General features: G+C 67.4%; 21 protein-coding genes and 1 pseudogene. 10 read left to right on the forward strand and 12 right to left on the reverse strand.

What is annotated here, in order from left to right:
• Positions 1 to 638: 638 nt before the first annotated feature.
• The 5 genes from ABD256_RS34920 to ABD256_RS34940 all read left to right on the forward strand — a co-directional run bounded on the left by ABD256_RS34920 (position 639) and on the right by ABD256_RS34940 (position 5,283).
• Complete coding sequence (locus ABD256_RS34920) at positions 639 to 953, forward strand: hypothetical protein (RefSeq protein WP_344428984.1); 315 nt, start codon at positions 639 to 641, stop codon at positions 951 to 953.
• A gap of 327 nt (positions 954 to 1,280) precedes the next feature.
• On the forward strand, positions 1,281 to 2,195 hold the full coding sequence (locus ABD256_RS34925; protein WP_344428986.1) for a hypothetical protein: 915 nt from the start codon (positions 1,281 to 1,283) through the stop codon (positions 2,193 to 2,195).
• A gap of 173 nt (positions 2,196 to 2,368) precedes the next feature.
• Positions 2,369 to 2,626 (forward strand): hypothetical protein, encoded by a 258-nt coding sequence (locus ABD256_RS34930; RefSeq protein ID WP_344428987.1) that lies wholly within the window; start codon positions 2,369 to 2,371, stop codon positions 2,624 to 2,626.
• A 967-nt stretch (positions 2,627 to 3,593) separates the two neighbouring features.
• A complete protein-coding gene (locus ABD256_RS34935) occupies positions 3,594 to 3,854 on the forward strand; it encodes a hypothetical protein (protein WP_344428988.1) in 261 nt (86 codons plus the stop codon).
• Positions 3,847 to 5,283, forward strand: a complete 1,437-nt coding sequence (locus ABD256_RS34940) for an RNA polymerase sigma factor (protein WP_344428990.1) — start codon at positions 3,847 to 3,849, stop codon at positions 5,281 to 5,283. The genes ABD256_RS34935 and ABD256_RS34940 overlap by 8 nt, the downstream gene beginning before the upstream one ends.
• A 571-nt stretch (positions 5,284 to 5,854) precedes the next feature.
• Here the strand turns inward: ABD256_RS34940 and ABD256_RS34945 are convergent.
• Both ABD256_RS34945 and ABD256_RS34950 read right to left on the reverse strand, forming a co-directional pair.
• Positions 5,855 to 7,246, reverse strand: a complete 1,392-nt coding sequence (locus ABD256_RS34945) for a competence protein CoiA (RefSeq protein WP_344428992.1) — start codon at positions 7,244 to 7,246, stop codon at positions 5,855 to 5,857.
• Positions 7,246 to 8,730, reverse strand: coding sequence for a UvrD-helicase domain-containing protein (locus ABD256_RS34950; RefSeq protein ID WP_344428994.1), 1,485 nt, complete (start codon positions 8,728 to 8,730; stop codon positions 7,246 to 7,248). The genes ABD256_RS34945 and ABD256_RS34950 overlap by 1 nt, the downstream gene beginning before the upstream one ends.
• A 336-nt stretch (positions 8,731 to 9,066) precedes the next feature.
• Here ABD256_RS34950 and ABD256_RS34955 point away from each other — a divergent pair, with 336 nt between their 5' ends.
• Complete coding sequence (locus ABD256_RS34955) at positions 9,067 to 10,152, forward strand: hypothetical protein (protein ID WP_344428996.1); 1,086 nt, start codon at positions 9,067 to 9,069, stop codon at positions 10,150 to 10,152.
• Between the two features lie 325 nt (positions 10,153 to 10,477).
• Here the strand turns inward: ABD256_RS34955 and ABD256_RS34960 are convergent, their stop codons facing one another.
• The 6 genes and pseudogenes from ABD256_RS34960 to ABD256_RS34985 all read right to left on the reverse strand — a co-directional run bounded on the left by ABD256_RS34960 (position 10,478) and on the right by ABD256_RS34985 (position 18,151).
• Positions 10,478 to 10,903 (reverse strand): hypothetical protein, encoded by a 426-nt coding sequence (locus tag ABD256_RS34960; RefSeq protein ID WP_344428998.1) that lies wholly within the window; start codon positions 10,901 to 10,903, stop codon positions 10,478 to 10,480.
• A 2-nt stretch (positions 10,904 to 10,905) separates the two neighbouring features.
• A complete protein-coding gene (locus ABD256_RS34965) occupies positions 10,906 to 11,748 on the reverse strand; it encodes a ParA family protein (protein WP_344429000.1) in 843 nt (280 codons plus the stop codon).
• A gap of 1,864 nt (positions 11,749 to 13,612) precedes the next feature.
• Positions 13,613 to 14,518, reverse strand: a pseudogene (locus tag ABD256_RS34970) (replicative DNA helicase); the annotation flags it as partial.
• A gap of 164 nt (positions 14,519 to 14,682) precedes the next feature.
• Entirely contained in the window at positions 14,683 to 16,071 is a 1,389-nt protein-coding gene (dnaB, locus tag ABD256_RS34975; RefSeq protein WP_344429002.1) for a replicative DNA helicase, read from the reverse strand.
• A gap of 94 nt (positions 16,072 to 16,165) precedes the next feature.
• On the reverse strand, positions 16,166 to 17,524 hold the full coding sequence (locus ABD256_RS34980; RefSeq protein WP_344429004.1) for a hypothetical protein: 1,359 nt from the start codon (positions 17,522 to 17,524) through the stop codon (positions 16,166 to 16,168).
• Between the two features lie 399 nt (positions 17,525 to 17,923).
• Positions 17,924 to 18,151 (reverse strand): type II toxin-antitoxin system Phd/YefM family antitoxin, encoded by a 228-nt coding sequence (locus ABD256_RS34985; protein WP_344429006.1) that lies wholly within the window; start codon positions 18,149 to 18,151, stop codon positions 17,924 to 17,926.
• A gap of 397 nt (positions 18,152 to 18,548) precedes the next feature.
• On the opposite strand from ABD256_RS34985, the gene ABD256_RS34990 reads away from it, so the two are divergent.
• From ABD256_RS34990 to ABD256_RS35000, 3 genes are all read left to right on the forward strand, one after another.
• Positions 18,549 to 18,758, forward strand: coding sequence for a hypothetical protein (locus ABD256_RS34990; RefSeq protein WP_344429007.1), 210 nt, complete (start codon positions 18,549 to 18,551; stop codon positions 18,756 to 18,758).
• Positions 18,755 to 19,318, forward strand: a complete 564-nt coding sequence (locus tag ABD256_RS34995) for a DUF6879 family protein (RefSeq protein ID WP_344429009.1) — start codon at positions 18,755 to 18,757, stop codon at positions 19,316 to 19,318. Before ABD256_RS34990 ends, ABD256_RS34995 begins: the two co-directional genes overlap by 4 nt.
• A 64-nt stretch (positions 19,319 to 19,382) precedes the next feature.
• Positions 19,383 to 20,192 carry a helix-turn-helix domain-containing protein gene (locus ABD256_RS35000; protein WP_344429011.1) on the forward strand — a complete coding sequence of 270 codons (810 nt, stop codon included), beginning with the start codon at positions 19,383 to 19,385 and terminating at the stop codon, positions 20,190 to 20,192.
• Between the two features lie 221 nt (positions 20,193 to 20,413).
• On the opposite strand, the gene ABD256_RS35005 is transcribed toward ABD256_RS35000, so the two are convergent.
• Both ABD256_RS35005 and ABD256_RS35010 read right to left on the reverse strand, forming a co-directional pair.
• The gene (locus ABD256_RS35005; RefSeq protein ID WP_344429013.1) at positions 20,414 to 21,334 is read right to left on the reverse strand and encodes an NAD(P)-dependent oxidoreductase; all 921 of its coding nucleotides are present in this window, start codon (positions 21,332 to 21,334) and stop codon (positions 20,414 to 20,416) included.
• 15 nt (positions 21,335 to 21,349) lie between these two features.
• Entirely contained in the window at positions 21,350 to 21,943 is a 594-nt protein-coding gene (locus ABD256_RS35010; RefSeq protein ID WP_344429015.1) for a P-loop nucleotide/nucleoside kinase family protein, read from the reverse strand.
• 359 nt (positions 21,944 to 22,302) lie between these two features.
• On the opposite strand from ABD256_RS35010, the gene ABD256_RS35015 reads away from it, so the two are divergent.
• Positions 22,303 to 23,073 (forward strand): pyrimidine reductase family protein, encoded by a 771-nt coding sequence (locus ABD256_RS35015; RefSeq protein WP_344429017.1) that lies wholly within the window; start codon positions 22,303 to 22,305, stop codon positions 23,071 to 23,073.
• 36 nt (positions 23,074 to 23,109) lie between these two features.
• On the opposite strand, the gene folP is transcribed toward ABD256_RS35015, so the two are convergent.
• Positions 23,110 to 23,982: a dihydropteroate synthase gene (folP, locus tag ABD256_RS35020; RefSeq protein WP_344429124.1), complete on the reverse strand. Its 873-nt coding sequence runs from the start codon at positions 23,980 to 23,982 to the stop codon at positions 23,110 to 23,112.
• The gene (locus tag ABD256_RS35025) at positions 23,979 to 24,758 is read right to left on the reverse strand and encodes a glycosyltransferase (protein WP_344429019.1); all 780 of its coding nucleotides are present in this window, start codon (positions 24,756 to 24,758) and stop codon (positions 23,979 to 23,981) included. Before ABD256_RS35025 ends, folP begins: the two co-directional genes overlap by 4 nt.

The following is a 24,758-nucleotide window of genomic DNA, read 5'->3' on the forward strand; positions in this document are numbered from 1 at the left end:
ACCGAAGCGTCCGGCGAAAACACCGGCTCCGACGCTAGCGGCCACGCCGCGGCCCGCTCTGCTGCCAACGGGGTGGTTCCGGCGCGCCGGAACCACAGATACACCACCCGGTCACCGCGTCGGCGGACGGCGCCCGCTCTGCGATGAACGGTCCGTAGCGGCGTGGTTGCCGTGCGCTCGACCGCGTACGGCGCGGAATCCCCCGAACGAGCACCGCTCTACTGCCCGTGTCACACCACAAGATCAACCTGTTTCACGATTAATCGCAAAGTTGTTTTTGATCTTGAAACGAGGGCCTCCAGCAGGGAACCCGTCGTTTCGGTCAAGATCTAATACGACGGTGCAGCCCGGTATAACTGCACGAAGATGGCGGTTTTACGTTCAGGACGGCACGCGTTGGCCTGTGATAGGCAGGGCCGAAGACCGGTTACCGTACGGCGCAGCGTCGACACAGTCGGCCGCCATAATCGGGTACGTTTGCCACATGACCGATCTGGTGGGGCATCCTGGGGTCGGGGGAGGCTGCCCAGCCACGGCCCGCCCGCACAAATGAAGAGCGCGGTCTTCCTGCTGCAACAGGAAGACCGCGCGAAAAACCGCTCCTACGACAAGACCCAGGCTCGGGCTCAGGAGGAACTGTGGGGAGAGTACAGCCGAAAACGGCCTCCTCAACGGGACACGCGTCACCCGCCAGAGGAACGCAGCGCACGACCGGGCGACACCCAAGACCGGACGCCGACACGCTGCGGCAGCGGAGCCTGCTCACCGTCGTGCTGCTGACCGTGCTGCTCACCGGCGCCGCCGCCACGGCCGCGCTGGCCGTGCACGGAACCGCGGCGATGGGACTGCCACTGGCCGGCGCGCTGACCATCACCATGACCTGCGTGATCGTCTCCGCACACCGAGCCAGACGCGACGAGACCCGTCAGACCGCGAGCCCACGCCTGTCCTGAGACCTCGCGCGGTCCGCTCGGAACCCGATGTCCTGCCTGACATCCCGAGACCACCGCCAGGGCCATCCGGACCACGAAGACACCGGCAGCCCGCCACGGACCACACCTCACCCGGCTTCCTCACGACTCCGGAACCGGTGAGCCAGCGAATCGCGGCGGCGCCTCACAACCACGATCCCCAAGGGGAACAACCGTGCGCAACCTCGCACCCTCATCAGCTCGACCTCGCCCGAATCCCGCCTGCTCCCCTCCGGCCCCGATGCGGCCCGCCGGCACCGCGGAGCACCTCGGCACCATCCGGCCGACGCCTGCCGAAGGGACGCCGGGATGAGCACGCCCCGCCCCAATCCCCTTCTGCGCCACCAGGAAGTACTGCTGCGCGCCGAGCTGATCCGGCTCTGGGAGCTGGCGACCAAGCCCTCCCCGGAGGAGATGTCCGCGAGCACCGGCCAGGCACCCTGGGTGTTCACCGCCTTCCTCGCCGGCGACGGCTACCTGACCTTCATGCAGACCAAGGCCATCGCCGAGGCCGTCGCGCCCCGGGCAGCCAGGGCGCAGTTCGTCCGGCGATGGCGCGCGCTGGAGAACGCGCGCCGCGAGGCCTTCCACAGCCAGGAACCCGCCGAGGACCCCGAACCCGGCCCCGGCCCCGCACCGAACTCGCCCCTGGGCAGCGCGCTCGCCGCCTCGACCCTGGCCGGGTTCGCCGTCGCGCTCAACCGGCTCCAGTGCGACCAGGAGCTGACCTGCGTGGATATCGCCGACCACGGGGGAGGCATGTTCACCGCGAAACGGGTGGACCGGTTCCTGCGTTCCGGCGAGGCCGCCAACGAACGCGTCGTGGAGCAGATCCTGCGCGGCTTCACCCTCGAACCGTCCGAGCGGGACCTGTGGGTCGCGGTGTGGCGGAACCTGTTCACCTGGACCCCGCCGGCGGTCACCGCCCGCAGGTCACCGGCGACCAGCATCGCCGGCAGTCCCCAGCGCACGATGCTCGAGCCCACCGCCCCCGGCGCCACCCACGAGCCCACCCCGATCTCCAGCTACGCCCTGGTCGTCGCGCTCGCCGGCGTCTCCGTCACCGTCGCGGCGCTGACCCGCCGCGGCACGGTCGGCGGAATGCCCCGCTGGCTGCCCGCGGCCACCGGCATCACCGCCGGTAGCGCCCTGCTCGTCATCGCCGCCGCGCGCGGTCACCTGGGAACCCGGCCCGCCCGCGACACCGACGAGGCGCGAACGTGACCCCCCAGCCCAGCCACACCCGGGCGGGCCCAGCCCCACGGCCGGTCCCCCGCGCCGTGCCCGCCGGGCCTCCGGTGACCCGGGTCCGGGGAGACCCGAGGCCACACCCCACCCCAGCCGCGACGCGTCACCCGCGTCGTCCGAGAACTGAGCACATTCCCCTGGAGGACTCCATGTTCCACCCCCACGGCGATCACAACCGGAGCCGCCGGTTCGCCGTCTCCAGCTTCATCACCGCGCTCCCACGACCGGGTGAGACCAGTCGGCCCGCGTCGGCCTGGCACGACCTCGCTCGCGCGCTCCCCTGGCTGTTCGTCGTCTTCTTCGGCGCACTCCAGCACTGGACCGCGGCCGAGGTCACCGGCCTGATCGCGATGCTCACCAGCGCCGTGGCGAAGCCGGTGCCACCGCGCCCGGCCGCCGCCGGATAATGCGGCACCGCCGCGCACGCCCCGAAAGTTTCCCGCCGCTTCGACGTCACCGACCGAAGATCACGTCGTTCCCCGTCGTGCACGGTGGGGATCGTGCAAAGGAACTGCTGGTCGCGCCGCCGTGGAAGGCAGACCCGGCGGCGCGACCAGCAGCCGCGGACTGCGGTCCGTTCCGGCACGCGGGAGAGAACACCATCGCTGACCTCTGGCCGCACCCGCAGCCACAACGAACTGGGAACCGAGAAGACGATGCCGGTCCCGAACCGCGACCTGGCCTGCGCCGCCGGACTCGTGCCCGCGATGAGGATCGTGATCGAGCCGCCCCGCGCGCCGCCGACGGTGCCCGCCGGCCACGACGTCGGGGCGCAGGGCGGTGGAGGCGGGCGCCGCGAGCGGGTTCCTCGCACCCGCCTGGAGGTGCCCGCGCACCCCATCGACGTTCGCGACGGGAGCATCCACGCCCCCCGGCCTGACGACGACGTCGTCGGCCGCGGGCGGGTGCCATGCGGGTATGGCGGATCTGAAGTGGGGGTGGCCCCGCCGCCTCAGTTGCGTTCCTGGCCGGAGTACAGGGACGGCGGGACCGTCGTCAACGGCAAGTGCAGCCGTCTATGACCATGCGGTCACATCTACAAGGAGCGACAGATCGCCGCTTCAATCATTAAACGGAAGTGGCCTACAGCACTACAACTACCTTCCGTATTGGAAGGTTACTTGCCTAACTGGGGTGGTTTCCCTACATCAAAGCGCCCTGAACAGGAGGTTTAAGGGAGAAAAAGACAATGGATCTTGTCCGGAGAGATCGTGACCTTCCCGTGATCTATGCCACGTCGAAAACCTCTTCCTCCTGCTAGGAGCACTAAGGAAAGGTCGACTTGACCGATTGAGGCTTGTCACTTCAGTGATTCCTGGCCGGAGTACAGGAGTGGCGCGTCGTCAGCGTTCGACAAGTGCACCCGGAGGTTGAATGTCCCGCCCGCACGGCGGCCACCCACGTGGCCGCCGGTTCACCATTTCCAGCTTCATCGCCGCACTCCCCCGCCCCGGTGAAGGAGAACACCCCCCGTCCGCGTGGAACGACCTCGTCTACGCGCTGCCCTGGCTGTTCGTCGTGTTCATCGGCTGGTCCGCGCACTGGACATCAGTGGAGATCACCGGCCTGATCGCGATCCTCATCAGCGCCGCGGCACGGCCGGACACCCCGCCACGCGAGACGGCGAGTGCCTAGCGCCCAAACGCGGCCGCCGGAGGCGGCGGGCCGACCCGAGATCGGGCTGGCCCGCCGCCTCACCCAAGGCGACAACACCGCGTTCGCCGAGTTCTACGCCCGCACCTTCGACACCGTCTGCACAGCGCTGCACCGCCAAGGCTGGCCACCCAGCCAGATCGCCGACGCCGCCCAAGACGCCTACCTGCAACTCGACCTGCACGCCCCCCGGATACGCGAGCCCGAGCGCATGGTCGGCTGGCTGCTCACCGTCGCCCGCCGCCGCCTGATGCAGGAGTCATCAGTCCCAGTGGTCACGATGGACGCCGCGACCACCCTCGCCGACGCCCCCACCCGCGTCGGCGAGGACCACCCGGAATCGATGGCCGACGCCGACGCGCTGCGCACCCACCTGCGCCAGCACCTCTCGGCCGCGGACATGAAGTACGTGAACCTCCTCGACGCCGGGAGCGCAGGGTCGGCCCAGCCCAACCCGGCCACCGAGCCCTTCATCCCCCCGGCGAAGCTGTCCGCCGTGCGTGCCCGGGCACGCAAAGCCCTGCTCGGCAGCGACTGGGACTACGAGGTCCGGCCCGCCGCGATCGTGTGCGACCCCCAACCGCTGCAGGACCCCAAGGCGATCGCGCAATCGACCCTCGAGGACGCGATCCGGACCCTGCCCGCACGCCAGCGCGAAGTCCTCAACTACGTCGTGTACCGGGGCATGAAACCCCGCGAGATCGCCGTGCAACTGGGCATCACCGCCAACTCCGCCCGGGTCAACCGGTACTACGCCCGCGAAACACTGGCCCGCAGGCTCTGGCTGAGCGTCGACGCGGTCGAGAACCTGCTGCGCGAACTCACCGACGCCCACCACCGCCACCCCGACGCGGCACCAGCACCCGTGGCACTGGAGAAGATCGCCATCGTGCTCGACGTCGTCCGGTTCCGCGACCGCGGCGCCAGCGCGCAACGCAAACTCCGCACCCGGCTGCAGAACCTCGTCGACGAGCTCCTGCACGACCAGGCCATGACCGCCTCCACCGGCGACTCCCTGCTGACGTTCCTGCCGATGTCCTGCTGGCGACCCGGCTTCGTCGCCTCCTGCGTACAACGCCTGCAGGACGCGCTGGCATGGAACAACCGGACCCACCACGAGGACCCGATCCAGCTGCGCGTGATGCTCAGCTGCGGCCGGATCCACACCGAGTCCAAACCCTTCACCAGCGCGGTCGCCATCGACCTCCTCCGGGCCGTCGAAAGCGACACCGTGCGGCAAGTCCGCCCACCGGACACACCACTGATCCTCTTCGTCGCCGACCAGATCCACGACGTCATGCGAAACGGAGGCCACGCACTGCCCCCGGGCATGGTCTTCGCCGAACCACTGACGATCGACGACAAGAAGCACACCCGCCCGCTGAAAGTCTGGCCCCTGACCCGTGCCTGACAGCGGCCTCAACGCAGCCGAGACCAGCTGGGCAACGCGTGCCCCAGCTGGTCTGACGGGTCCCGGGGTTGAGACTGGCGAGGTCGCCTATTCAACCATCGCCAGTTCCCCCGCGGGTTGTAGCGGTAAGTGATCACCAGAGGTGTAGCGGCTCCAAGTGGCACCGGCTTGTGTGGCGATCTTGGTGGCGGTGACGTGGTGGTAACCGAGTGCGTCGGCGACGACGGGGCTGGCATGTCGAGGACGTGCTGGCGGATGGCCGAGGTCCGGCCAGTTGCGGTGGGGGGATGCCGAGATCGTTGACCAGGGCGGCAAGCCAGTCGGAGTGCATCGGCTGGCCGGCGCGGCGGCCGGGGAACAACCAGCGTGAGTTTGGGTTGGTGGCGGTGTTCATGTTGTCCCGCTTGGCAATCCACTCGAGCAGCAGCGCCGCAAGTGGCTCGGGAAATGGTGATGGTGTGGTTCGCCGAGGCGCAGTAGCACCTGGTCGCCGTCGCGGATCACGTCGTCGATGGTGAGCCGGACGACCCGGCTGAGTCGCTGTGCATAGAGCAGGACGGTCCCGACGTCCTCACATCAGCGACAACTGCTCGGCTTCGGGGAAGTCGAAGAAGACCACTCGTTCGGCGGAGACCGGCCCTGGGCCGACGAGCAGGGCGGCTTCTCGAGCGTTCAGTGCGAATATGACGACGTCTCGGGGCAGCCGGTGCAATGACGACGGGCTGGGACGAAGCACGCCGTAGAGGCGGTTGCGCACGTAGACGGCTGTGCCGAACGCGAACTCGATCGTGGGCCCGGCCGCAGCGAAGGAGATCGTCTTGGTTCGTTCCTTCAGCCACACGTGCTCGGTGACCTTGTCACACAGTTCGTGCTGGCGGGTCTCAGAGACCTCGGCGTGCCACCGGTGACTGGCGGCGGCCTCGATCCGTTCCAGACGCAGACGTTCTTGCTCGGCGGCCTGCGCGGCTGCCAGCCGTTCCCGCTCCGCGGCCTGCCGTTGCCGTTCGTCCTCTTCGCGGCGAAGGCGGTCGCGCTCCGCTCGAATCGCCCACTGCCGCTGCTGTTCGGCGCGCTGCTGCTCGCGCTGTTTCTCCAGCCGGGCACGTTCGGCCTCGCGTTCGATCTCACGCTGCCGCTCCGCAGCCTGCTGGCGCGCCTTGGCTTCCGCCTGTTGCCGCTGTTTCCACGCCTCTTGACGCTGGCGCATCACCTCGTGGCGTTCTTCGGCATCGATACTCGCGGGAGTGGCCCAGAGCGCTCGGCGCCGCGAGTAGCTGCCGGCGTTGACTCGGATCCGCCGGTAGCGGGGCAGCACCTCGTGGAACACCACCGTCTCGTCCTGAACCCGGCGAATGAACTCGACCAAGGCCAGGCGCCGGGTCATCCCCCACGAGCCCACTTTGAAGTAGAAATCCGCCGCACCGTCGACGACGACAACCACGTCGGCGTCCTCAGCCACCCGGACCGAGGGCACGACCCCGAGCCACGGCGGCCAGGTCGGACTGACCCAGCACACCTCGACATCGTCGGCCTGGTAGCGGAGGGTGCGGTGGCGGATGTCGTCGTCGGTGATCGGCGAGAGCTGAGCTTCCCAGGCGATCCGGCGGGTTCCATCCGGCGACGTGGCGAGCACGTCGGCGCGCCAGGCGCCGTCCGGGCCGGTGACCTCGAGCTCGGCGCCCCAGCCGGTCGCCCGTACAGCGGTGGCCAGCGCCAGCTTCAGCTGGTGGTGCTCCAGGGACTCGTTCAGCCACGCGCAGTCGGGCGGGCGGCCAGGGTCATGGGCGAAGTAGCGCAAGCCACGGGGCGAGACCTTAGCGTGCACGCCGTGCCCGCATTCCCGGCAGCGCAGCGCGATCCGCGGCCGCACCTTGTGCACCAGGCCCCAGGCCAGACCGCGGCCGAGGTCGGGCAGCGTCGCGTCGACGCGTCCGGCATCGGGGTGGATGGCAGAGAACGCCATCACCGGTCCCGGGGCGGGTTGCCGTCGGGGTGCTGGTTGATCCAGGACAGTCCGCCGAGGTCGAGCTGGTGCTGGGCCCGGGTGACCGCGACGTAAGCCAGGCGGGCCTCCTCGGGCTCGATCTTGCCGGGCAGCGAGTTGCCGGCCAGGTCGACCCCCTCGGGGTCGGCCGGTTCGGGGAAGTCCCCGGCGATGCGCACCCGAGACCACTCGCGGCCCTTGGCGGCATGGGCGGTGGACACGGTGACCTCGGCATCGGTCTCGGCGCTGAGCTGATTGAGGGTCGCCAGGACGACATCGGAGCCGTGTTCGTCGATGACGTCGACGAACGCGACCAGGTCGCGGCCGTCGGGATCCCACTCGACGTACTCCTGAACCTCACCCCACGTAGAGAACAGCACCAGGTCGCGGTGGTCGGTGCGCTGCCCGGCCTGCAGTTTCTGCGCCGCCTTGGCTAGGTCCTTGAGCTGCTCGGCGCGTCCGGCGAGCGCGACACGGCGGCCGTCGGCCAGCAACGCGAGGATCTCGGCGATCGCGCCGCCGTTGGTCCGGCACAGGATCGCGTCGGGGGTTCCGGTCAGCGGCTGCATGCTGCTGGTCACCTGCGGGGAGCCGGTGAGGCGGATCGGGGCGTCGGCGATCGTGAGCCACCGGTTGGCCTCGCCAGCGATCGCCGGGCCGAACCGGAAGGAGTGCGACAAGGCCAGCTGGTGGCCGGCGAAGCCGGTCATGACGTCGCGGGCACCTCGCCAGCCGTAGATCGCCTGGGCGGAGTCGCCGACCATGACCAGCTGCGCGTGCGTGTTCTGGGCGAGGAAGACCTGCTCGACCACGGGGTTGGTGTCCTGGGCCTCATCCAAGAGCAGAAACTCGCCGTAGATGCGGGGACGGGTCAGCGCCCACATCTTGAGGAAGTGGTCCGGCTTGAACGGAACCTTGCCTCGATCGGGGGTCTGCAGGTCGGCCCACATCTTCTCGGCGATCGGCAGCACGAGCTCGGTGAGCTGGTCATGCTCGTTCTCAGCGGTGATGCCCTTCTGCCAGCGCACGTGCTGGCGCCCCAGGACGTCGTCGGCGGAGTAGCAGTACTGCAGCACCGTCTCCCGCGCGATCGAGCACAACGACATCGGCTTCAGGTTCCGGGCGCCGATGGTGACCTGCAGCGTGATGCCCAGCAGCTGTGCCAGCTTCGCCGTCGACATCCGCGGCAGCTCCAGCCGCTCGGCGAACCGGCGCCCGACAGCTTTGAAAGCCAGCTTGTGCGCGGTCGAGCAGCGGACGTTGCCGCCGAACTTCTTCTCTGCCTCGGTCGCGATGGCCTTGTTGAACGCGATGTAGCGACCCTGCCAGCGGGTGGCCTTGCCCAGCATCGTCAACGTGGTCGTCTTTCCGGTCCCGGCGCCGGCCTGCAACACCAGGTCGTCGCCGCGTCGGAACGCCACGACCGCGGCCTCCTGCTCCGACGTCGGACGTCGTGACACCATCGCGCCCTCCCCTTAAGACGATGAGCAAGCACACGATCACACAGGGGTACGACAGTTTGGTTGCCTCGCTACCGCACCGTTATCCAAGCTGCCAGCTCAGGTCCAGCCACGGGATCTGCAGCATCGCCTGGTGCCACTTCGCCGCCAACCTGCCACCATGAACTACAACTTCACTACGCCACGTGCTGAACCCTGGGACGCCCAGCCCCTTCTGATTACGCTGCGTCTGCAAGACGACCATCCACCTCGACGCCTCGCTGTTCTCCTCCGGACCAGAGAGGGGACCCGATACCTATATATGGGTGCCGCTCGTAGTGAAACCGCAAACCGGCGATGGTGAGCAACAGCGCCGGCGCGTGGGTATCGCGCGGGCGGGCGGCGATCCTCGAACTCCTGGCTGAACAGCATGCCGCACCGGTCGTCGAGCTCGAAGCTCGAATCTGCGATCGTCCGTGGCGAGACCAACCCAAGCCGATCGATCCGCACCTGCTCACCAAAGCCCGCAAGGAGCTGCTCACCGAAGGCCTGATCGGCGAAGTCGTCGCGACCACCCGTGGTGGCGGAGAGGTCGGCGTTCTCCACCTCAGCCCGATCCGACGTGGCATGGCCCGCTCGATCGAGGACGCCGCAGCACGTAAACGGCTGCTCATCGCCCGCTGGAAAAGCTGGGCACGAGGCAGCAAGCACATGCCCAATCTCATCGGGTCAGGCGGCGAAGCCGTCGTCCACCAGTCGCTGCTCGCCTCGGCGCCATACGGCTACCGCGTTCTCCAGCCCACCCGCGGAGAGGTAGCTACGATCTTTGAACAGCCCGTTCCCGGAGGCGCACTGGACAACGCGGCGTGGCTTCTCACCATGGACCTCCGCACCCAGACACCAACCACGCCCTACCTCGTACCGATCGAGGTGAAAAACGTCCGCCACACGCTCTACCCGAACCACTGGGAGATCTACCAACTGCTCCACAAAGCCGCTGGCCTGGCCAACGCTCATCCCGAGTATCCCGTGCTCCCCATCCTGGTCTGCAGGAAGGCGCACTATCGCGCTCGCGAGTTCGCCAAAGATCTCGGGTTTCTGATCTTCGACACCCACGACCAGTACGTCCTGCCCAGCGAACGGATCGACCTCACCCACTTCGAAGAAGTCAGGACCGAACTCGGGTTCGCCGACCTCACAATCACCAACCAGCTCAACCCTCACCTGGTCGACTGGTTCTCCGGCGTAGTGCACCGCGAAGCGCAGCGGTACGCGCCACGTTTCATGGAGTTTGGTCGGCACCAGGTCGAGACGTTCGCCGCGCTCCGCCGCGAACGTCTCCGATGGAGGCACCGGACCGTCTGGCTCGAAGAACTCCACAGAGCTACGGAAGAGCACTTCGGCAATGTAGGTAGCTGGGCGCCGTCGGAAGTCGAATACGGCTAAGGGCCAGGTCACCCGCCATCGAACACAACGGTCAACGACCCTGGACCTCGCCCAGCTTTAGGGCACGAGGCCACCGTGGTACTCGATCCGGGGGACCACGGCCACCTCGCGCTCGTCGAATATGTCGTCGACGTCCTCGACAAGTACCCCTTCTTCCAGGTGCCTGGTGCACCCGATGATGGCCCTGCTCCAGATTGACCGATCCCATCGCGGGCACAGCAGCTGAGCCTGTGCGCGGCCGCGGCGGCCTACACCCAAGGCCGCCCGACCTGGCGCGATCCTGCCCACGCGTTCGGCCACACCGAGGGCTGCTCTGGTCGTCTGCTCAGCTGGGGCGGTTGAAGAAGTCCAGGTCAATGCCGGGGCCGACCTGCCGTTGGACGTAGTCGTCGAAGTCGAAGCGGCGGTCGACGAGGAACTGGACCATGAGCTCGCCGACCTGGCGCTGGTCGAGCCGGTACCGGGTGGCGAGGACCTTGAGCATGTTCCCGCCGATCTCGTAGTGCCGCTCGGAGACGCGGATGCCCCACACCTTGGTCTCGGGAAGCTTCTGCTTCTCGGTCATGGCCAGCCCGTCGGCGAGCTCGGGCGCCGGCGCGGCCGAGGGGACAGGGGTAGTACTCATTGGCGCGGGCTGGGGCTGCTCGTCGGCGCCGGGAAGGGCGCCGCGGCGGCGGGTGGGGCGGTTCTCCCCGGGCAGGGGCCCGGCGCCGCCGTCGGGGTACTCGTCGTCCTTCTTCGGGGCAGCCATTTCTAGATCTCCTGGGTGACGATGGTGGTGGCGAGGTGGTGCACGCGGTTCGCGATAGGCCGGTAGTGCCCGATCAGGGCGTCGCGTTCGGCGTTGTCCTCGAGCAGGGCCACGGGTTTGAGCTGGTCGTCGAGCCGGGCGATGTGGGCGCGCAGCGGGACGGTGCCCCACAGCTTGTCCTCGCCGAACTCAGTGGTGATGCGTTCTCGCCAGTGCTGGTGGTTCTTCGTCTGCTCGCGGAACGCGGTCACGACGAACCCGCAGAAGTCGAGGTCGGGCACCAGCAGGTTGTCCCGGACGTAAAGCAGTTGCGCGCGGGTGCGGCGCATGCCGCGCCAGGACCGGAACGAAGGCTGGGTCACCAGGAGAACGTCGTCGCTGTCGGCCCACGCCATCTGCGGCAGCACGCCGAGCGACGGCGGGCAGTCGTACAGGATGACGTCGACATCGCCGTCGGTTTCGGTCATCGCCGCGCGCAGACGAAGAAACGCGTCACGGTTCGGCGCGATGTGGTTGGCCTCTTCGAGGTCGAACCGCGCAGGGATGTAACTGATCTTGTCGGCCCATGGAACATCCCATGTGCATGGGCGCACGGCACGTGCCGCCGTGCCGGTGACAAGACGCTGACGAACGTACGCTTCCTCGATTACGTCGAGAACAGACGGTACATCTTCCTCGCCGTTGATCTCGAAGTTGAACGCAGCGGAGCTGTCCGCCTGTGGATCCAGGTCGACAACACGGACCCGAAGTCCGTGATCCATAGCCAGTAACGCGGCGAGCTGGATGACGAGGTTCGTCTTACCTACACCGCCCTTGTTGTTGCAGACGGTGAGTCTGTACGCCATGACCTTCACTCCTTCCCCTGTTCAGCGTTACGTCCGTAACAACGTATCAGTGTGCGTTACGTTCGTAACAGCGACTGTTAACAATGCTTGCAGGCGTCACTGTAGGGCCTACCTCCCGTACGACCGAAACGCCCCCTCGGCGTGTCGCAACACAGCGACCTTGTCATCAGGTAGTGCACGAAAACATCCTGTGTAGTACGTATCTGCGTTGTTGCTGCCAGCTGTCTGGACTATGCCGCCGCGACTCCTGACAGCACGTTTCCACAGCCCATCACGATCAGGGGAAGGATGCGCTTCAGAACCTCGGCGCCGCGTCGACAGCGTCCGCTGAGGCCAGGCTCGGCGACCTGCTCACCAGCCTGACGAAAGCGCAAAACGAGCTGTTCGTCTACATACGCGACGCGGTCATGTTCCCGAGCGACAAGCTGGAGGCCGTGTACACGCTCGCCATCGTGGCGGCCTCGCCTTGGGCAGCGGGCGGTCCAGGGCTCGGCTACCACCTGAAGGACCCACCTCGACCTCATCGCCGGCCTCGAGCGCGCCGTGCCGACGGGCCACGCTGCCGCATGCCCCGTCGGCACCACTGCCTCGTTCCCGGCTGGGCCCGAACCGGCACAGGGCCTCTGCCGACCCGGAGAGGCGCGTTCGTCGGGAACGCCGCGGGGTGATTCCGCCGACGGCGGGGAGAGGTCTGCGGAACCGCGCGCCGGAAACGGCCAGGGGCACATGTCGTTCCGGTTGAGGACGTTCCGCCGCGGAACGGCGGGGTCACCGTTCCGGTCGACGACGCCGTCGTTCCGGGGCACGTTCCGCGCCGCCCAACCCGGAACGACGGTCTCCACGGCACCCGGAACGGCAGGGCGGAACAGCCCGGAACGACACCCGGAACGACGCAGGTCAGACCACTCGTTCCGCCCTGCCGTTCCGGGGCACGTTCCGGCCCGGCGAGCGTGCTTCGTTCCGGTCTCATTCTGCTCCCCGTTCCGCCCGGAACGGGGAGCGGCTCGTTCCGGGCGGAACCACGTTTCCGCCCGGCCACCGACCTGCTCGCGGTGGGGTTCCGTTCCGCCCCTGGCTCCAGGAACGGAACCCCACAACACCCCCGCCGACGCCCGGTCCGCCGGCGTCGAGCGATCGCGGATCGCCGCGGCGAGCACCACCTCCACCAGGAGCACCGGCACCGCCGACCGCGCGCCGGAACGTGGTCGTCACCGGCGGCCGGTGACGCTCCGGCCTGCCGGAGAGCGGGGCTCGGCGACCTCGTCGACGCATCACTGACGGACGGTGACGCAACCAGGTTGCGCACCCCGGGTTGCGCCCACACCACCGCAACCCCGTGACCTGCGGAAACGCCTCGCGCACATACGCGCGCACGCGACGCGCCGCTTAGCCCCGGATTCCGGGCTAGGAGCCAGCCTCCCGGGTTGCGGGTTGCGCACCCACCTGACAGGTAACCGACCGTGACCAACCTGGATGTGGGCGGCAAGGACTGATCGGGCGGGCCCGTCACGGGGCTCGGTACTCCGAGGGGCTACCGGACACCGGGAAACCGCCGCGGGAAGCAGACCTTGAACGCAGCACTGTATAACTAGTTATACAGTGCTGCTTTGATGATCACACTCGCTGATCTCGCAGGTCATCGCCACATCTCGCCCCCGCCAAAGATCAACAACGACGCCGGGGATCCGAACACGAGGGGCTGAGAGCGCCGCTGGGCGTCCGAAAATTGAAATCCATACGAGGACTCGCGCGTGGCACTGTTCGTCGCTCCACGGCCAATCTGGCGCCGTTTTTTGAGTTGCTCTCGGCGAGCGCGCCACGTCTCCGAGCATTCGCGGGAGCAGGTGCGAGGCCACTTGCTTCATCAAGCGAGATTCGCGAACCGGCTGAAGTGCAGCTGGTGCGCCACCACGATGGTCGACTGCGGCCCAGCACGGTGCTTGGCGACGATCAGATCGGCCTCCCCGCCGCGGGGCGAGTCGCGGTCGTAGAAGTCCGGACGGTGCAACAGGATCACCAGGTCGCTGTCCTGCTCGATCGCGCCGGACTCGCGCAGGTCCGACAGCATCGGCCGCTTGTCCGCCCGCTGCTCCGGGCCGCGATTGAGCTGGCTGATCGCCACCACGGGCACCTCGAGCTCCTTCGCCAGAAACTTCAGCTGACGAGACAACTCCGAGACCTCCTGCTGCCGCGACTCGTACCGGCCGCCAGCCGTCAGCAACTGCAGGCAGTCGACCACCAGCAGCGCCAGGCCGTGCCGCTGCTTGATCCGCCACGCCTTCGACCGGATCTCCATCATCGTCAGGCTCGGGGAGTCATCGATGAACAACGGCACCGACGTGGTGTCCCTGGCGATCTGCCGAATCCGCGTCCAGTCGGTGTCGCTCATCTGCCCGGTACGCATGTTCGAGAGCCGCACTCGGGCTTCCGCCGAGTACAACCGCTGCATGATCTCCTCACGGCTCATCTCCAGCGAGAAGACCGCGCTTGGACATCCCGGCTCGATCCCACCGCCGGGCCCCCTCCTGATCGAGCAAGCCCGAGCGAAGTCAAGCCCGAGCGTCGACTTGCCCATCCCCGGCCGTCCCGCAACCGTGATCATCTGTCCTGGGTGCAGCCCGGCCGTCAGCTCATCGAGCTCCAGGAACCCGGTCGGCACCCCACTCGGCTCGTCATTCGACGCAGACGCGTCCAGCCCGGCGAGCATGCTCTGCGCCAGGTCGCCCATCGCCACGAAATCCGTCCCGGCACGCCGCTCACCGGCCTCGTACCCCACGGACCGCGGCATCTCATCGGGCATCGACTGCTCAGCGGCCTGATCCTGGAGCGGCCCCGACCTGCCAGTCTCGGGCACCTCGGGCTCGGGAACCGGGGAAGTACGCACTGATCTGCTCCTACGGGTCAAATCGGAAAAACGATCGCCACCGGCAACGCTCACATCGCGCCGAACTTGGCGAGGTCGGCGAACCGGCTGTAGTGCAGCTGGTGCGCCACCACGATGGTCGACTGCGGCCCGGCACGGTGCTTGGCCAGGATCAGATCGGCCTCACCCGCACGCGGGTCGTCGCGCTCCCAGGCGTCGGGCCGGTTGATCAGCAGCACGATGTCCGCGTCCTGCTCCAGCGAACCGGACTCCCGCAGGTCCGACAGCATCGGCCGCTTGTCCGCCCGCTGCTCCGGGCCGCGGTTGAGCTGGCTGATCGCGATCACCGGCACCTCGAGCTCCTTCGCCAGCAGCTTCAGCTGACGAGACAGCTCCGAGACCTCCTGCTGCCGCGACTCGTACCGGCCGCCGGCCGTCAGCAACTGCAGGTAGTCCACCACGACCAGCCCGAGCCCCTGCTGACGCTTGATCCGCCGAGCCTTCGCCCGAATCGTCGTCAACGTCATGTTCGGGGTGTCGTCGACCAAGAACGGGGCATCGTCGATCCGGTTGAGCGCGCCGGTAATCCGGTCCATGTCCGCAGGCGTCAGGGCATGCGGAGTGGTCAGGCTCTCGTGGCGGACCTTGGCCTCGGCGGAGACGACCCGCAGCCAGATTTCCTTGCGGCTCATCTCCAACGAGAAGATCAGCGCGGGCTGGGCGTGCTTGATCGCCGCACAGCGGGCGAAGTCGACCCCGAGGGTGGATTTCCCCAGGCCCGGCCGAGCAGCGATGATGATCAGCTGGCCCGGTTTCCAGCCCCCGGTCGCGGCGTCGAGATCCAGCATGCCCGTCGGCAGGCCCGGTTCGACCCGCCCAGCCTGCAGATCGTCCAGCGTCGACAACGCCTCGGCCCGCATCGCGCCCAGCGTCGTGAGGTCGGTGCTGGCGACGTGGCCGTCCAGCACCTCGTCGAGGTGCTCCTGCGCTCGCTCCAACAGCACCGGCAGGTCCGGCGAACTCGTCGCCGCGGCGAGCTCGCCATACTGGCTGATCCGCGTGCCCGCGGCGATCAGCCCCCGCAGCGTCGCCTTCTCCGCCACGATCTCGGCGTAGTACCCGACATTCGTCGCCGTGGGCACCGTCGCGATCAAGGTGTGCAAGTACGGGGCCTCGCCGACCTTCCGCAACTCACCACGACGCCCCAGCTCGGTCGCGACCGTCACCGGATCCGCCGGCTGCCCCGCGTTGAAAAGATCCAGGATCACCTGGTAAATCGCCTGGTGCCGACGCTCGAAGAACTCCTCGACATCCAGCGACTCGGCGACCACACCGATCGCGTCCTCCGACAACATCATCGCGCCGAGCACGGACTGCTCCGCACCACGATCGTGCGGCGGCTGATCCCGATCGCTCTCGTAGACCTCCTCCGCCGAGGTGGTCATCATCGGGTGGGACATACGCGTCCTCCTGGTCGTCGCCCCTCACGAACCGCAGCTGGCATTCCGTCACACCAACCCGCGCCGCAGAGGGAAAATCCGGTCGAAGTCAAGGTCAGGCCGTCGGACCGCAATCAGGACACGGGATCTCACGCTCCTGCTCAGGGCACTGCACCGTCCGCCACCCCAACGGCTCCCCCTCCCGAGCGTCGCAGGTGCCGCACGCCGGAAGCACCTCAACCAGCCTCTGGCCCGCAGCCGTCGGTTTGGCGGCCGCGGCAGGCTCTCGAGCACCGGTGTCCGGCAACGGCAGCGGGTCATCCGAGAGCGGCTCCGCCTCGAGCGCGCGCAGCCGCCGCGCCAGTTGCGGCGCCTTGAACGCGCCAGCGACGAACATGACCGGGTTCCCGGCCGCCTCCGACAACGCCTGGACAGCGACCTCAGCCGCCTGCTCCAGCGACACCTGGCCGCGCTCGATCGCAGCGACGACCGCGGCCTGCACCGTGTCCGCGTCCGACATCCGCAGCGAGAACGTCTTCCGGTTCCGCTTGGCCCACTCACGCCAGTCCAGCTGCCGAACCAACTCGCGCACCGCAGCCACCAGCGCCTCGTCCTTGCCTGCGGCGGGCGGCTTCGCCGTCCCGCCCGCCACAGGCTCAGATCCTTCGATCTCTCTTTCAGAGATCGAAGATCTCAAATCGATCTGAAGGTGACCCTGGGTTCCGGTGTCAGTGCTGACCTGCGAAGACTCAGCCTGACCCCGCAATCCGGGGTCAGGCTGAGAAAGCTGACCCCGGATTGCGGGGTCAGTGCTGACCTGCGGAAACTTTGCCTGACCCCGGATTCCGGGGTCAGTACGATTTGGCTGACCCCGGAATCCGGGGTCAGTGCTGACCTGCACCTCTTCGAGGCGACCCACCGAGCTCCGGCGAATGGTGGTGTTACTGCCCCGCTTGCGCTTCCCGGCGTCCTGCGCAGCCTGATAGGCAGCGTCACGATCACCGATGAACTGGGCGTACATCTTGTTCAGGTGCGACGGACCCACGTACCCCGCAGGCGGATCCAACGAGATGAAAAACCTGTCCTGAACAGGGCGTCCATGCCGGTCCCGCAACTGCCGTCGCTTACCAGTAGCCGGATCCAACCCGCCGCTGAAGATCGTCAAGAACCCGATCGCTTCCAGCTCGGCCAGGAACGGAGCGAGTTTGTCCGCCCGCCCGATATCGACCGCGTACGCGAGAAACTCGCGATCCAGCCGGAGCGCCTGGTCTCCGTGCGTGTTCATCGTGGTGACATCGGTGAGCACCTCCGCCACGGCCCGCGCCGTCACCGACACCCCGCTGTACTGCACCCACCTCGGAGACAAGCCGATGTGCGTCGCCGAGGTGAACCCGGTATCGAACGGTTGCCGCGATTCCTCGGCAACCGCAGCCTCCAGCGGGAAGGTCGCCTGAGTTCCTTGTTGCCCGATCACGCGGCACCCCCGAGGGCCTCGGCGACCATCACGACGGGCGCTAACACGACTCGCCGATGGCGAACTCGGAACCACCACCGGGCTCCGGAAGGCCAAAAAGTGTTGATCATCTGCGCGTTTGCTCCACTAGATCGTGAAGTCAGGCAAACCCGCACGCCGCATGTTCCGTGTGCCACAGACAAATCCCGAAGGCATGTGGCAGAATCAAGAGCGACGTTAAGGCCCGACTCCTCGTCAAAGGGGTCAGGTGCCTGACTCGAGAGGCGCTCCACGCGACGGCCAGCCAAACCTGACGCGTGGGGCGTTTCGCCTATTCAGGGACTATTTCGACTCGGGCGGCCTAGGGAGGTATGGCCTGTCGCTGCCCGGGTGTCGATCACCCTGGATGTGGGTCCTACGTCATGCCGGGACCCCCTCGGTGAGGTCGATGCCCAAGCGACGCCGCAGCTCCTCAACCTCGGCACGAAGCGCGGCCAGCTCGGCACGCTCCTGCTGCACCCGGTCGTGCGGGATGATCTGCGCCATCGGCTTGCGGTGATACGTGACGGCCAGCTCTTCCCCCCGCCTCATCGTCTCTCGGACGATGCCGGGCTGAAGCTTCAGCTCGTACGCGGTCAAAGTGGTCATCTGGTGCTCCTGTGGCATCTGGGACCCACGGACGGCGATCACGCTAGCAAAACCGATCCATTTAGTTGCGCGACACGCCACACCTGGGCGTGTCGCGCAACCGACCGTGTGCTCACCTGCCCGTCCGTACCTGGACATGAGGGCCACCGCTCTCCGTCACTCCATTCCGGTCCAGGAGTACCTCGAGCGTCACGAGCCGCAGCTCATCGCGTGAACGAGAAGTAAGCCGAGCTCACCAGGGCTGCTGGACTGGCGACTAGTCGGTCAGCAGACTGGCGCCGCCCGCTCGGATCTGAGCGTGCCGTCGTCGGGGTGAACATCGTAGGCTGCTCTTGTTCGACGTCTATACGCACGCCTAGTCTCCGAAGCGACAAGATCTTCGACTATAGTCGACTAGGTGGGTGTCATGGCTCTGAATCTTGTGGCGGGCTGCGAGGGTGGCGACTGCCCGGAGATTTTCACGAACGACGACGGCGACGTGGTCGTCAAGGGCTACATGATCGGTAGTGGTGACCGCGCCGCGATCAGGTTCGCCTCCGACGAGGACGCCGTCGTGATCCCACGTTCTCTGTTGCTGCGGGCAGCCCACGGACTGGAGGGCCCATGACGAGAGAAGAACTTGCCGAGCTGTACCGGTCGTTCCGCCGTTACGCGTGGCGTCTCGAAGCGCGTGATGTGTACGGGGTGCCTGCCGAGAACGCTCGCCTGCAGGCGTTCCTTGCAGGCGAGTCGCTTCCGGAATCGGCGACGAAGACCGCGTGGGGAGAGCAGACTGCTGCAGCTGCGGCCGCAGGGCGCTCTTTCGCTCGCGTGCGGATGATCGGGCATCCGGTAACGGATTACACCCGCTGGGAGATGTCGGTCTACCCCGAGAACATCGCCGCGGGCGAGGACGTTCGCATCCTCGACCGAGCGTGGCTCAACGACGAGAACCCGCTGTGGCAGCAAGACGTCTGGCTGTTCGACGATGAGACAGCGGTGATCCAGCGGTACGCCGACGACGGCGCCTACCTCGGGCCGGAGCTCGCGGATGACCCGGCTCCCTATGTCGCGTTGCGGGCTCGTGCTCTGGAGCTGTCCGTGCCGTACAGCGAGTACACGCTGCTGCCGGACCAGCGCAGCGACGAGTCCGTCCCGACTCGTGAGGCGACCACGATTGAGCTCTGACCCCCCTCGTCCCCGTCGACGTCAGAACCATCTCGCCGAGCTTCCGCCACGACACGCACGCCTCGTGGAGGAGCTCGTCGCTGTCCGCCACAGCGCTGCGTTGACGGGTGCGCAGATGGCCGAGGCGATCGGCTGGAGCCAGGCCAGGGTCAGCCGGATCGAGGTCGGTCGGGTGCGGCCATCGCCAGCCGATGTCACCAGCTGGCTGACCGCCTGCAGTGTCACCGGCGATCGACGAGCCGACCTTCTTGAGCTCGCGGACCAAGTCGCCGCCCTCACCGCAACGAACCAGGAGGTCGACCGGCGCGGATTCGTTGCTCAGCAAGACGCCCGAGCAGCGGTCGAAGCAGAGGCGACCGAGATCTGTATCTACCAGCCCAAGGTCGTCCCCGGGTTGCTGCAGACCCCGGACTACACCCGGCACATGCTCCAGGGCATCGGCCGCGGCGCCGAGCACATCGACGAGTCCGTGGCAGCTCGCGCGCAGCGCCAGACCGTGCTCTACGACAGCACCAAGACGATCGACACCGTGATCCTCGAATCGGTCCTCCGCTGGCGCCCCGGCCCACCGCCGGTCTCGCTGGGGCAGCTCGACCGCCTGCTCACCATCGCCGAGCTGCCCTCGGTCAGCATCGGCATCGTGCCCGACACGGTGCAGGAAGAGCACCGCACGGCGCACTCCTTCGTGCTCAAGCGCGGCCTCGACTGGGCCGACGTCCGCGTCGAGACCCTAACCCGCGAAATCACCCTCACCGCGGACGAAGAGCTCGCCGCCTACGACGAGATGTTCAAGTACCAGCAGTCGCTGGCCGTCTACGACGACGCTGCCGCGGAGATAATCCAGCGCGCCGCCGAGCACATCCGCGCCCTGTAATCCCTGCTCTCACTCGGATGGGGCTTCCATGTGATCATGGTACGACTATAGTCGCTTATAGTCGTACCTTGAAAACTGCACAGCGGAACTGAACCACGTAGCCCTTGCCCCTCCACTGCGCCACCACGAGGCACGAGGGGTTGAGAGGGCTACCTGTTCGCGATGGCCTTACGGCGGGGGGCCGGCCGCAAAACGGCCGGCCCCCCGCTCGAGCAGGTTGATCAAAGTCTGGCGTTAGACGGCGTTTCGCCATCGAGGAAGGATGAGATCTGCCGGGCGGCGACCTGATAGCAGAGAGCGCTCGTGCCTGGCACGGTGCGCGCGGAATGCGGACTGATGATCACGCCAGGACAGGTCCACAACGGATGCTCGGGTGGTAGCGGCTCGGGGTCGGTGACGTCCAGCGCTGCTCGGAGTCGACCGGCTTGCAGCTCGGTGACGAGCGCGTCGGTGTGGACGATCTGGCCGCGTCCGGCGTTGACGAGTACGGCGCCGTCACGCATGTGCGCCAGGAATTTTGCGTCGATCAGTCCGAGGGTCTGGTCGGTGAGCGGAGCGGTGACGATCACGATGTCGTGCTCGCCGAGCAGCGCGGGCAGCTCGTCGGGCCCCGACACGCCTTCGCGAGCTTGGCTCGCGACCAGCGTGCTGGTCGCCTCGAAGGCGGTGAGCATCCGGGCGGCGGTTTTGCCGATGTGCCCGGCCCCGACGATCAAGGCGCTCTTGCCGGCGAGGGTGTCGAACTCGACCCGACGATGAGCCCAGGTGTTCTGGTCCTGGTAGCGCACGAGGGCAGGCCATTGCCGGTACAGGCACAGGATCGCGGACAGGACCCATTCGGCGACCGGGCGGGCGTGCGCGCCGCGGGCGCTGGCCAGCACGATGTCGTTCGGCACGGTATCTGACCACTCGTCGAGGCCAGCGGAAAGCAGTTGCACCATCCGGGGCTTCTCCAGCTGCACGAAGAGCCGCTTCGGGCGGTGACTGCTGCGATAGGGCGGGACCAGCACGTCGGCGCCGCGCTGGCGTTCGTCGAGCTGGTCGGTGTTCGGGTCGTACAAAACGACCTCAACCCCATCGACGCCGCCGAGTATCTGTGCCCCGACCTGATCGTCGGTCTCTTGGCTCACCAGTACCTGCACGTCCCTCTCCCTGTCTTACTCGTCGGCGATCACGCGGGCGAGGAGCTTTTCGCCCTGCTCCTGCAGCGACCGCAGCGCCGCGTTGTTCTCGACGATCTGGTGGTCGACGACCGGGGCGTAGTCCAGGTCGACTCCGGCGATGTAGCCGTCCCAGTCAGCGAGCTTGGCGGCGTCGCGAGCGGCGCCTCGGTAACGGATGTAGCGGCGCATCGAGTCGGCATCGCACCGCACCCACACGACCTCCATCCGGCCACCGGCGGCCTCGACACGGTCCCGTGCTTCTTCGCACCAGGCGGGGTCGGCCAGCTCGGTGATGAACGGCGCGGTCGCCACGACCGAACTGCCGCACTCGATGTTCTCGAGCACGGCGGTCATCAGGGCCACGTACTCGGCGGGGCGGACGACGGTCTTGTAGAGCTCGGAGTCGCGGTCGTGTGGCGACGAGCCGATCGCTTCGAGCGCGGCCTCGACCACCGCGCGCGTTGTGGAGTCCTTATCGAGCAGCGGCCAGTGGGTGTGGCTGGCGATGATGCGGCCGAGCTGGGTCTTGCCGGACCCGGCGTAGCCGCCAGTCCAGCGTCCGGCCCGCGCGTGCGTGGGTGAGCCCACGCTCGCCGCCGCCGCCATGCTGGCCCGCGCGTCCGGCCCGCGCGTGCGTGGGTGAGCCCCCCCGGGATGACCTTGGGCTGGTAGATACAGATGTCCGGCCCGCGCGTGCGTGGGTGACGTCGAGCGCAGCTCGGAGCCGACCGGGGCTGCAGCTCGAGCGCTTCGGTTTGGTGGTGGCCCTCGCGTACCGTGCTGCGTATGACGGAGCCGGACTCGAACGACATCAACATCAACACTCGGCGTGCGGTGCTGCAGCACATGTCCACGGAGGTTGACTCACCGGATCTACCTCCGGAGCGGCGTGAGGAGGCTGCCGAAGAATTCCGCAGGCTCCCTGCTCCGGGGCACGAAGACTGATCGTGGAGGCGGTATGGCCGTTCGGACTTCGAGTTGGTCACCAGCTGTCCGATGACGACCTCGAGGGGATCTATAGCTACCCGGAGGACGTGGAGGAGCCCTGGGTCCAGGTGAATTTCGTGGCTTCAGTGGACGGCGTGGCCGCGGTGGATGGTGTGTCCGCGGGGCTTGGCCATCCCGCCGACCAGCGCCTGTTTCACCTAGCTCGAGATCTCGCCGATGTGATCCTCGTGGGTGCTACGACTGCGGTGGCCGAGGGATACCGGGGTGAGCGCCCTACCGCGGAAGGTGCCGCCCGCCGCCGGAGGCTGGGTCTGTCCGTCGCACCTCCGATTGCGGTGGTGACAGGGACAGCGCGATTCTCGCCGGAGTCGCCGTTGGTCACCGACACCGTCGCGCCCCTGATCGTGATCACATGTGCATCCGCTGCTGCTAGTCGCCGAGCGGCTTTGATCTCTGCTGGCGTAGACGTGATCGTGGCTGGTGATGAGCACGTCGACCTGCGGATAGCAGTGGCGGCATTGGGAGATCGTGGTCTACGACGTGTGGATTGCGAAGGCGGGCCGCGCCTGTTTGGCGATCTGGTCGCACTGGATCTTGTGGATCAAATGTGCTTGACGATGTCCCCGATGCTGGCCGGTGGAGGAGCCCGGCATGTCGGTGGGGGAGCGGTTTCCACACCTCGCGCGCTTTCACTGGCTTCCGTGTTGACCGAGGACGGCTTGCTCTTTTTGCGGTATCGCCGCCGTCGCGACGACGAAAACGGGGGCTGACCAGAAGTCCTGGTCGGCCCCCGTTGATCCCAGCTGCTACATCAGCCCGCGTACGACCTTCACAGGTGGCCGATCTCCTTTAATGGACGCCACGGTGTCGAGGACGTCGCGGGTGCCGGGTACATCGTGGCAGCGGAAGACCGCGGCTCCGGCGGCGGCGGCAACGGCGGTCGCGGCCAGAGTGCCTGGTCCGCGCTCGTCTACGTCGACGTCGAGGGTCTCACCGATGAAGTCCTTATTGGACAGTGCCATGAGGACAGGCCAGCCTGTCTCCACCAGCGCGGCAGTGTTCCGCAGAAGAGCGAGGCTGTGCCAGGTGTTCTTGCCGAAGTCAAGCGTGGGGTCAATCAGAATGCCACTTCGCGGCACGCCGAGCGAGACAGCTGCCTCGGCCGCTTGAGTGGTCGTGGTGATCACGTCGGCGACCACGTCGTCGTACTGAGGACGGAATGGGTCGGTGCGCGGGGGTAGGCCGCCGGTGTGTGAGCAGACGTACCCGGCTCCGTACTCGGCGGCGACGGCGACGAGTTCTTGGTCGTAACCCGCCCAGGTGTCGTTGAGGAGGTCGGCGCCTTCTGCGCAGACCGCCCGTCCGACCTCGTGTCGCCAGGTGTCCACGCTGATCACGATGTCGGGGTAGGCCTGCCGAGTCCAGGCGACCAGGGGTGCCACCCGGCGAATCTCATCGTCAGAAGTGACCGTTTCGCCTTCCGCGCCCGCGCGGACCCCGCCGATGTCGACGATGTCCGCGCCGTCGTCGATGGCCCGCGAGATGGCGTCGCGGGCGGCGTTCTCGGAGAAGGTGGCGCCGCGATCGAAGAAGGAGTCGCGGGTGCGGTTGATGATGGCCATGATCAATGCGCGGTCGCGTTCGACGCGACGGCCGCGGAACGCCAAGGAGGATGTCATACGGCTGCCTCTGCGATCGGTGAGAGTTTGGTGGTCGGGGTCCAGCGCCATCCGGTGCGAGCCAACGCCTCTGCACGCTGCAGGGCTGACAACTGCCGCGCGGCGAGTTCGGTTTCGTCGTGGAACGCCGTGCTTCGGGTCGATTGCCCGGCGTGCTTCCTGTAGAGCATGCTCGGCTGGCTGATCATCCAGCCGGACGCCACTGCTTCACAGGCCAGCAATAGTGAACTGTCCTCACTCGCGGGGAGCGCTCCCCAGCCGCCGACGGCGCGGATGAGCTCGGTGTAGGCGGAGAGCGTGCAGGAGATGACCCGGTGCGCCCCGGCTTCGTAGTGGTCATAGATGACGCCTGGGTGCATTGGGCCGGCTGGGAAATCGTCAGGAGCGGCGATCTGCTGTCCGTCTGACAGCAGATCAAGCCCGGCCGAGACGCACCACCCCAGTGCAGGATTGCTGGTCAGCACCGCGATATCGCGCCAGAGCGCGCCGTCGGTGAGCACGTCGTCCGCGTCCAGCGGGCGGGTGAGCTCACCGATCGCCCGAGCCAGGGCCATTGTCCGCGCGGTGGCCGCGCCGCTGCGCCGACCTTGGCCGCATGAGATCCGATCGTCGGCGGGCAGCGCACCGAGAGGACGACCGCTCTCGCCGTCCTCCTGGACTATCCACTGCCACTCCCAGCCGGGCGGCATCTGCTGGTTGACCAGCGACCGGTAGACGTCAGGAAGGTACTGGTGCCCGCCGTCGTAGACAGGCGTGATGATCGAGATCGTCGGCAC

The sequence above is a fragment of the Amycolatopsis minnesotensis genome (assembly GCF_039529815.1).
Taxonomy (GTDB): Bacteria; Actinomycetota; Actinomycetes; order Mycobacteriales; family Pseudonocardiaceae; genus Amycolatopsis; species Amycolatopsis minnesotensis.

Excerpts from the sequence above, each read along its gene's own strand:
- ABD256_RS34925 (WP_344428986.1), top strand. The coding sequence starts at position 1,281 with ATGAGCACGCCCCGCCCCAATCCCCTTCTGCGCCACCAGGAAGTACTG.
- ABD256_RS34930 (WP_344428987.1), top strand. The coding sequence starts at position 2,369 with ATGTTCCACCCCCACGGCGATCACAACCGGAGCCGCCGGTTCGCCGTC.
- ABD256_RS34935 (WP_344428988.1), top strand. The coding sequence starts at position 3,594 with ATGTCCCGCCCGCACGGCGGCCACCCACGTGGCCGCCGGTTCACCATT.
- ABD256_RS34945 (WP_344428992.1), bottom strand. The coding sequence starts at position 7,246 with ATGGCGTTCTCTGCCATCCACCCCGATGCCGGACGCGTCGACGCGACG.
- ABD256_RS34950 (WP_344428994.1), bottom strand. The coding sequence starts at position 8,730 with ATGGTGTCACGACGTCCGACGTCGGAGCAGGAGGCCGCGGTCGTGGCG.
- ABD256_RS34960 (WP_344428998.1), bottom strand. The coding sequence starts at position 10,903 with ATGGCTGCCCCGAAGAAGGACGACGAGTACCCCGACGGCGGCGCCGGG.
- ABD256_RS34965 (WP_344429000.1), bottom strand. The coding sequence starts at position 11,748 with ATGGCGTACAGACTCACCGTCTGCAACAACAAGGGCGGTGTAGGTAAG.
- dnaB (WP_344429002.1), bottom strand. The coding sequence starts at position 16,071 with ATGTCCCACCCGATGATGACCACCTCGGCGGAGGAGGTCTACGAGAGC.
- ABD256_RS34985 (WP_344429006.1), bottom strand. The coding sequence starts at position 18,151 with ATGACCACTTTGACCGCGTACGAGCTGAAGCTTCAGCCCGGCATCGTC.
- ABD256_RS34995 (WP_344429009.1), top strand. The coding sequence starts at position 18,755 with ATGACGAGAGAAGAACTTGCCGAGCTGTACCGGTCGTTCCGCCGTTAC.
- folP (WP_344429124.1), bottom strand. The coding sequence starts at position 23,982 with ATGACATCCTCCTTGGCGTTCCGCGGCCGTCGCGTCGAACGCGACCGC.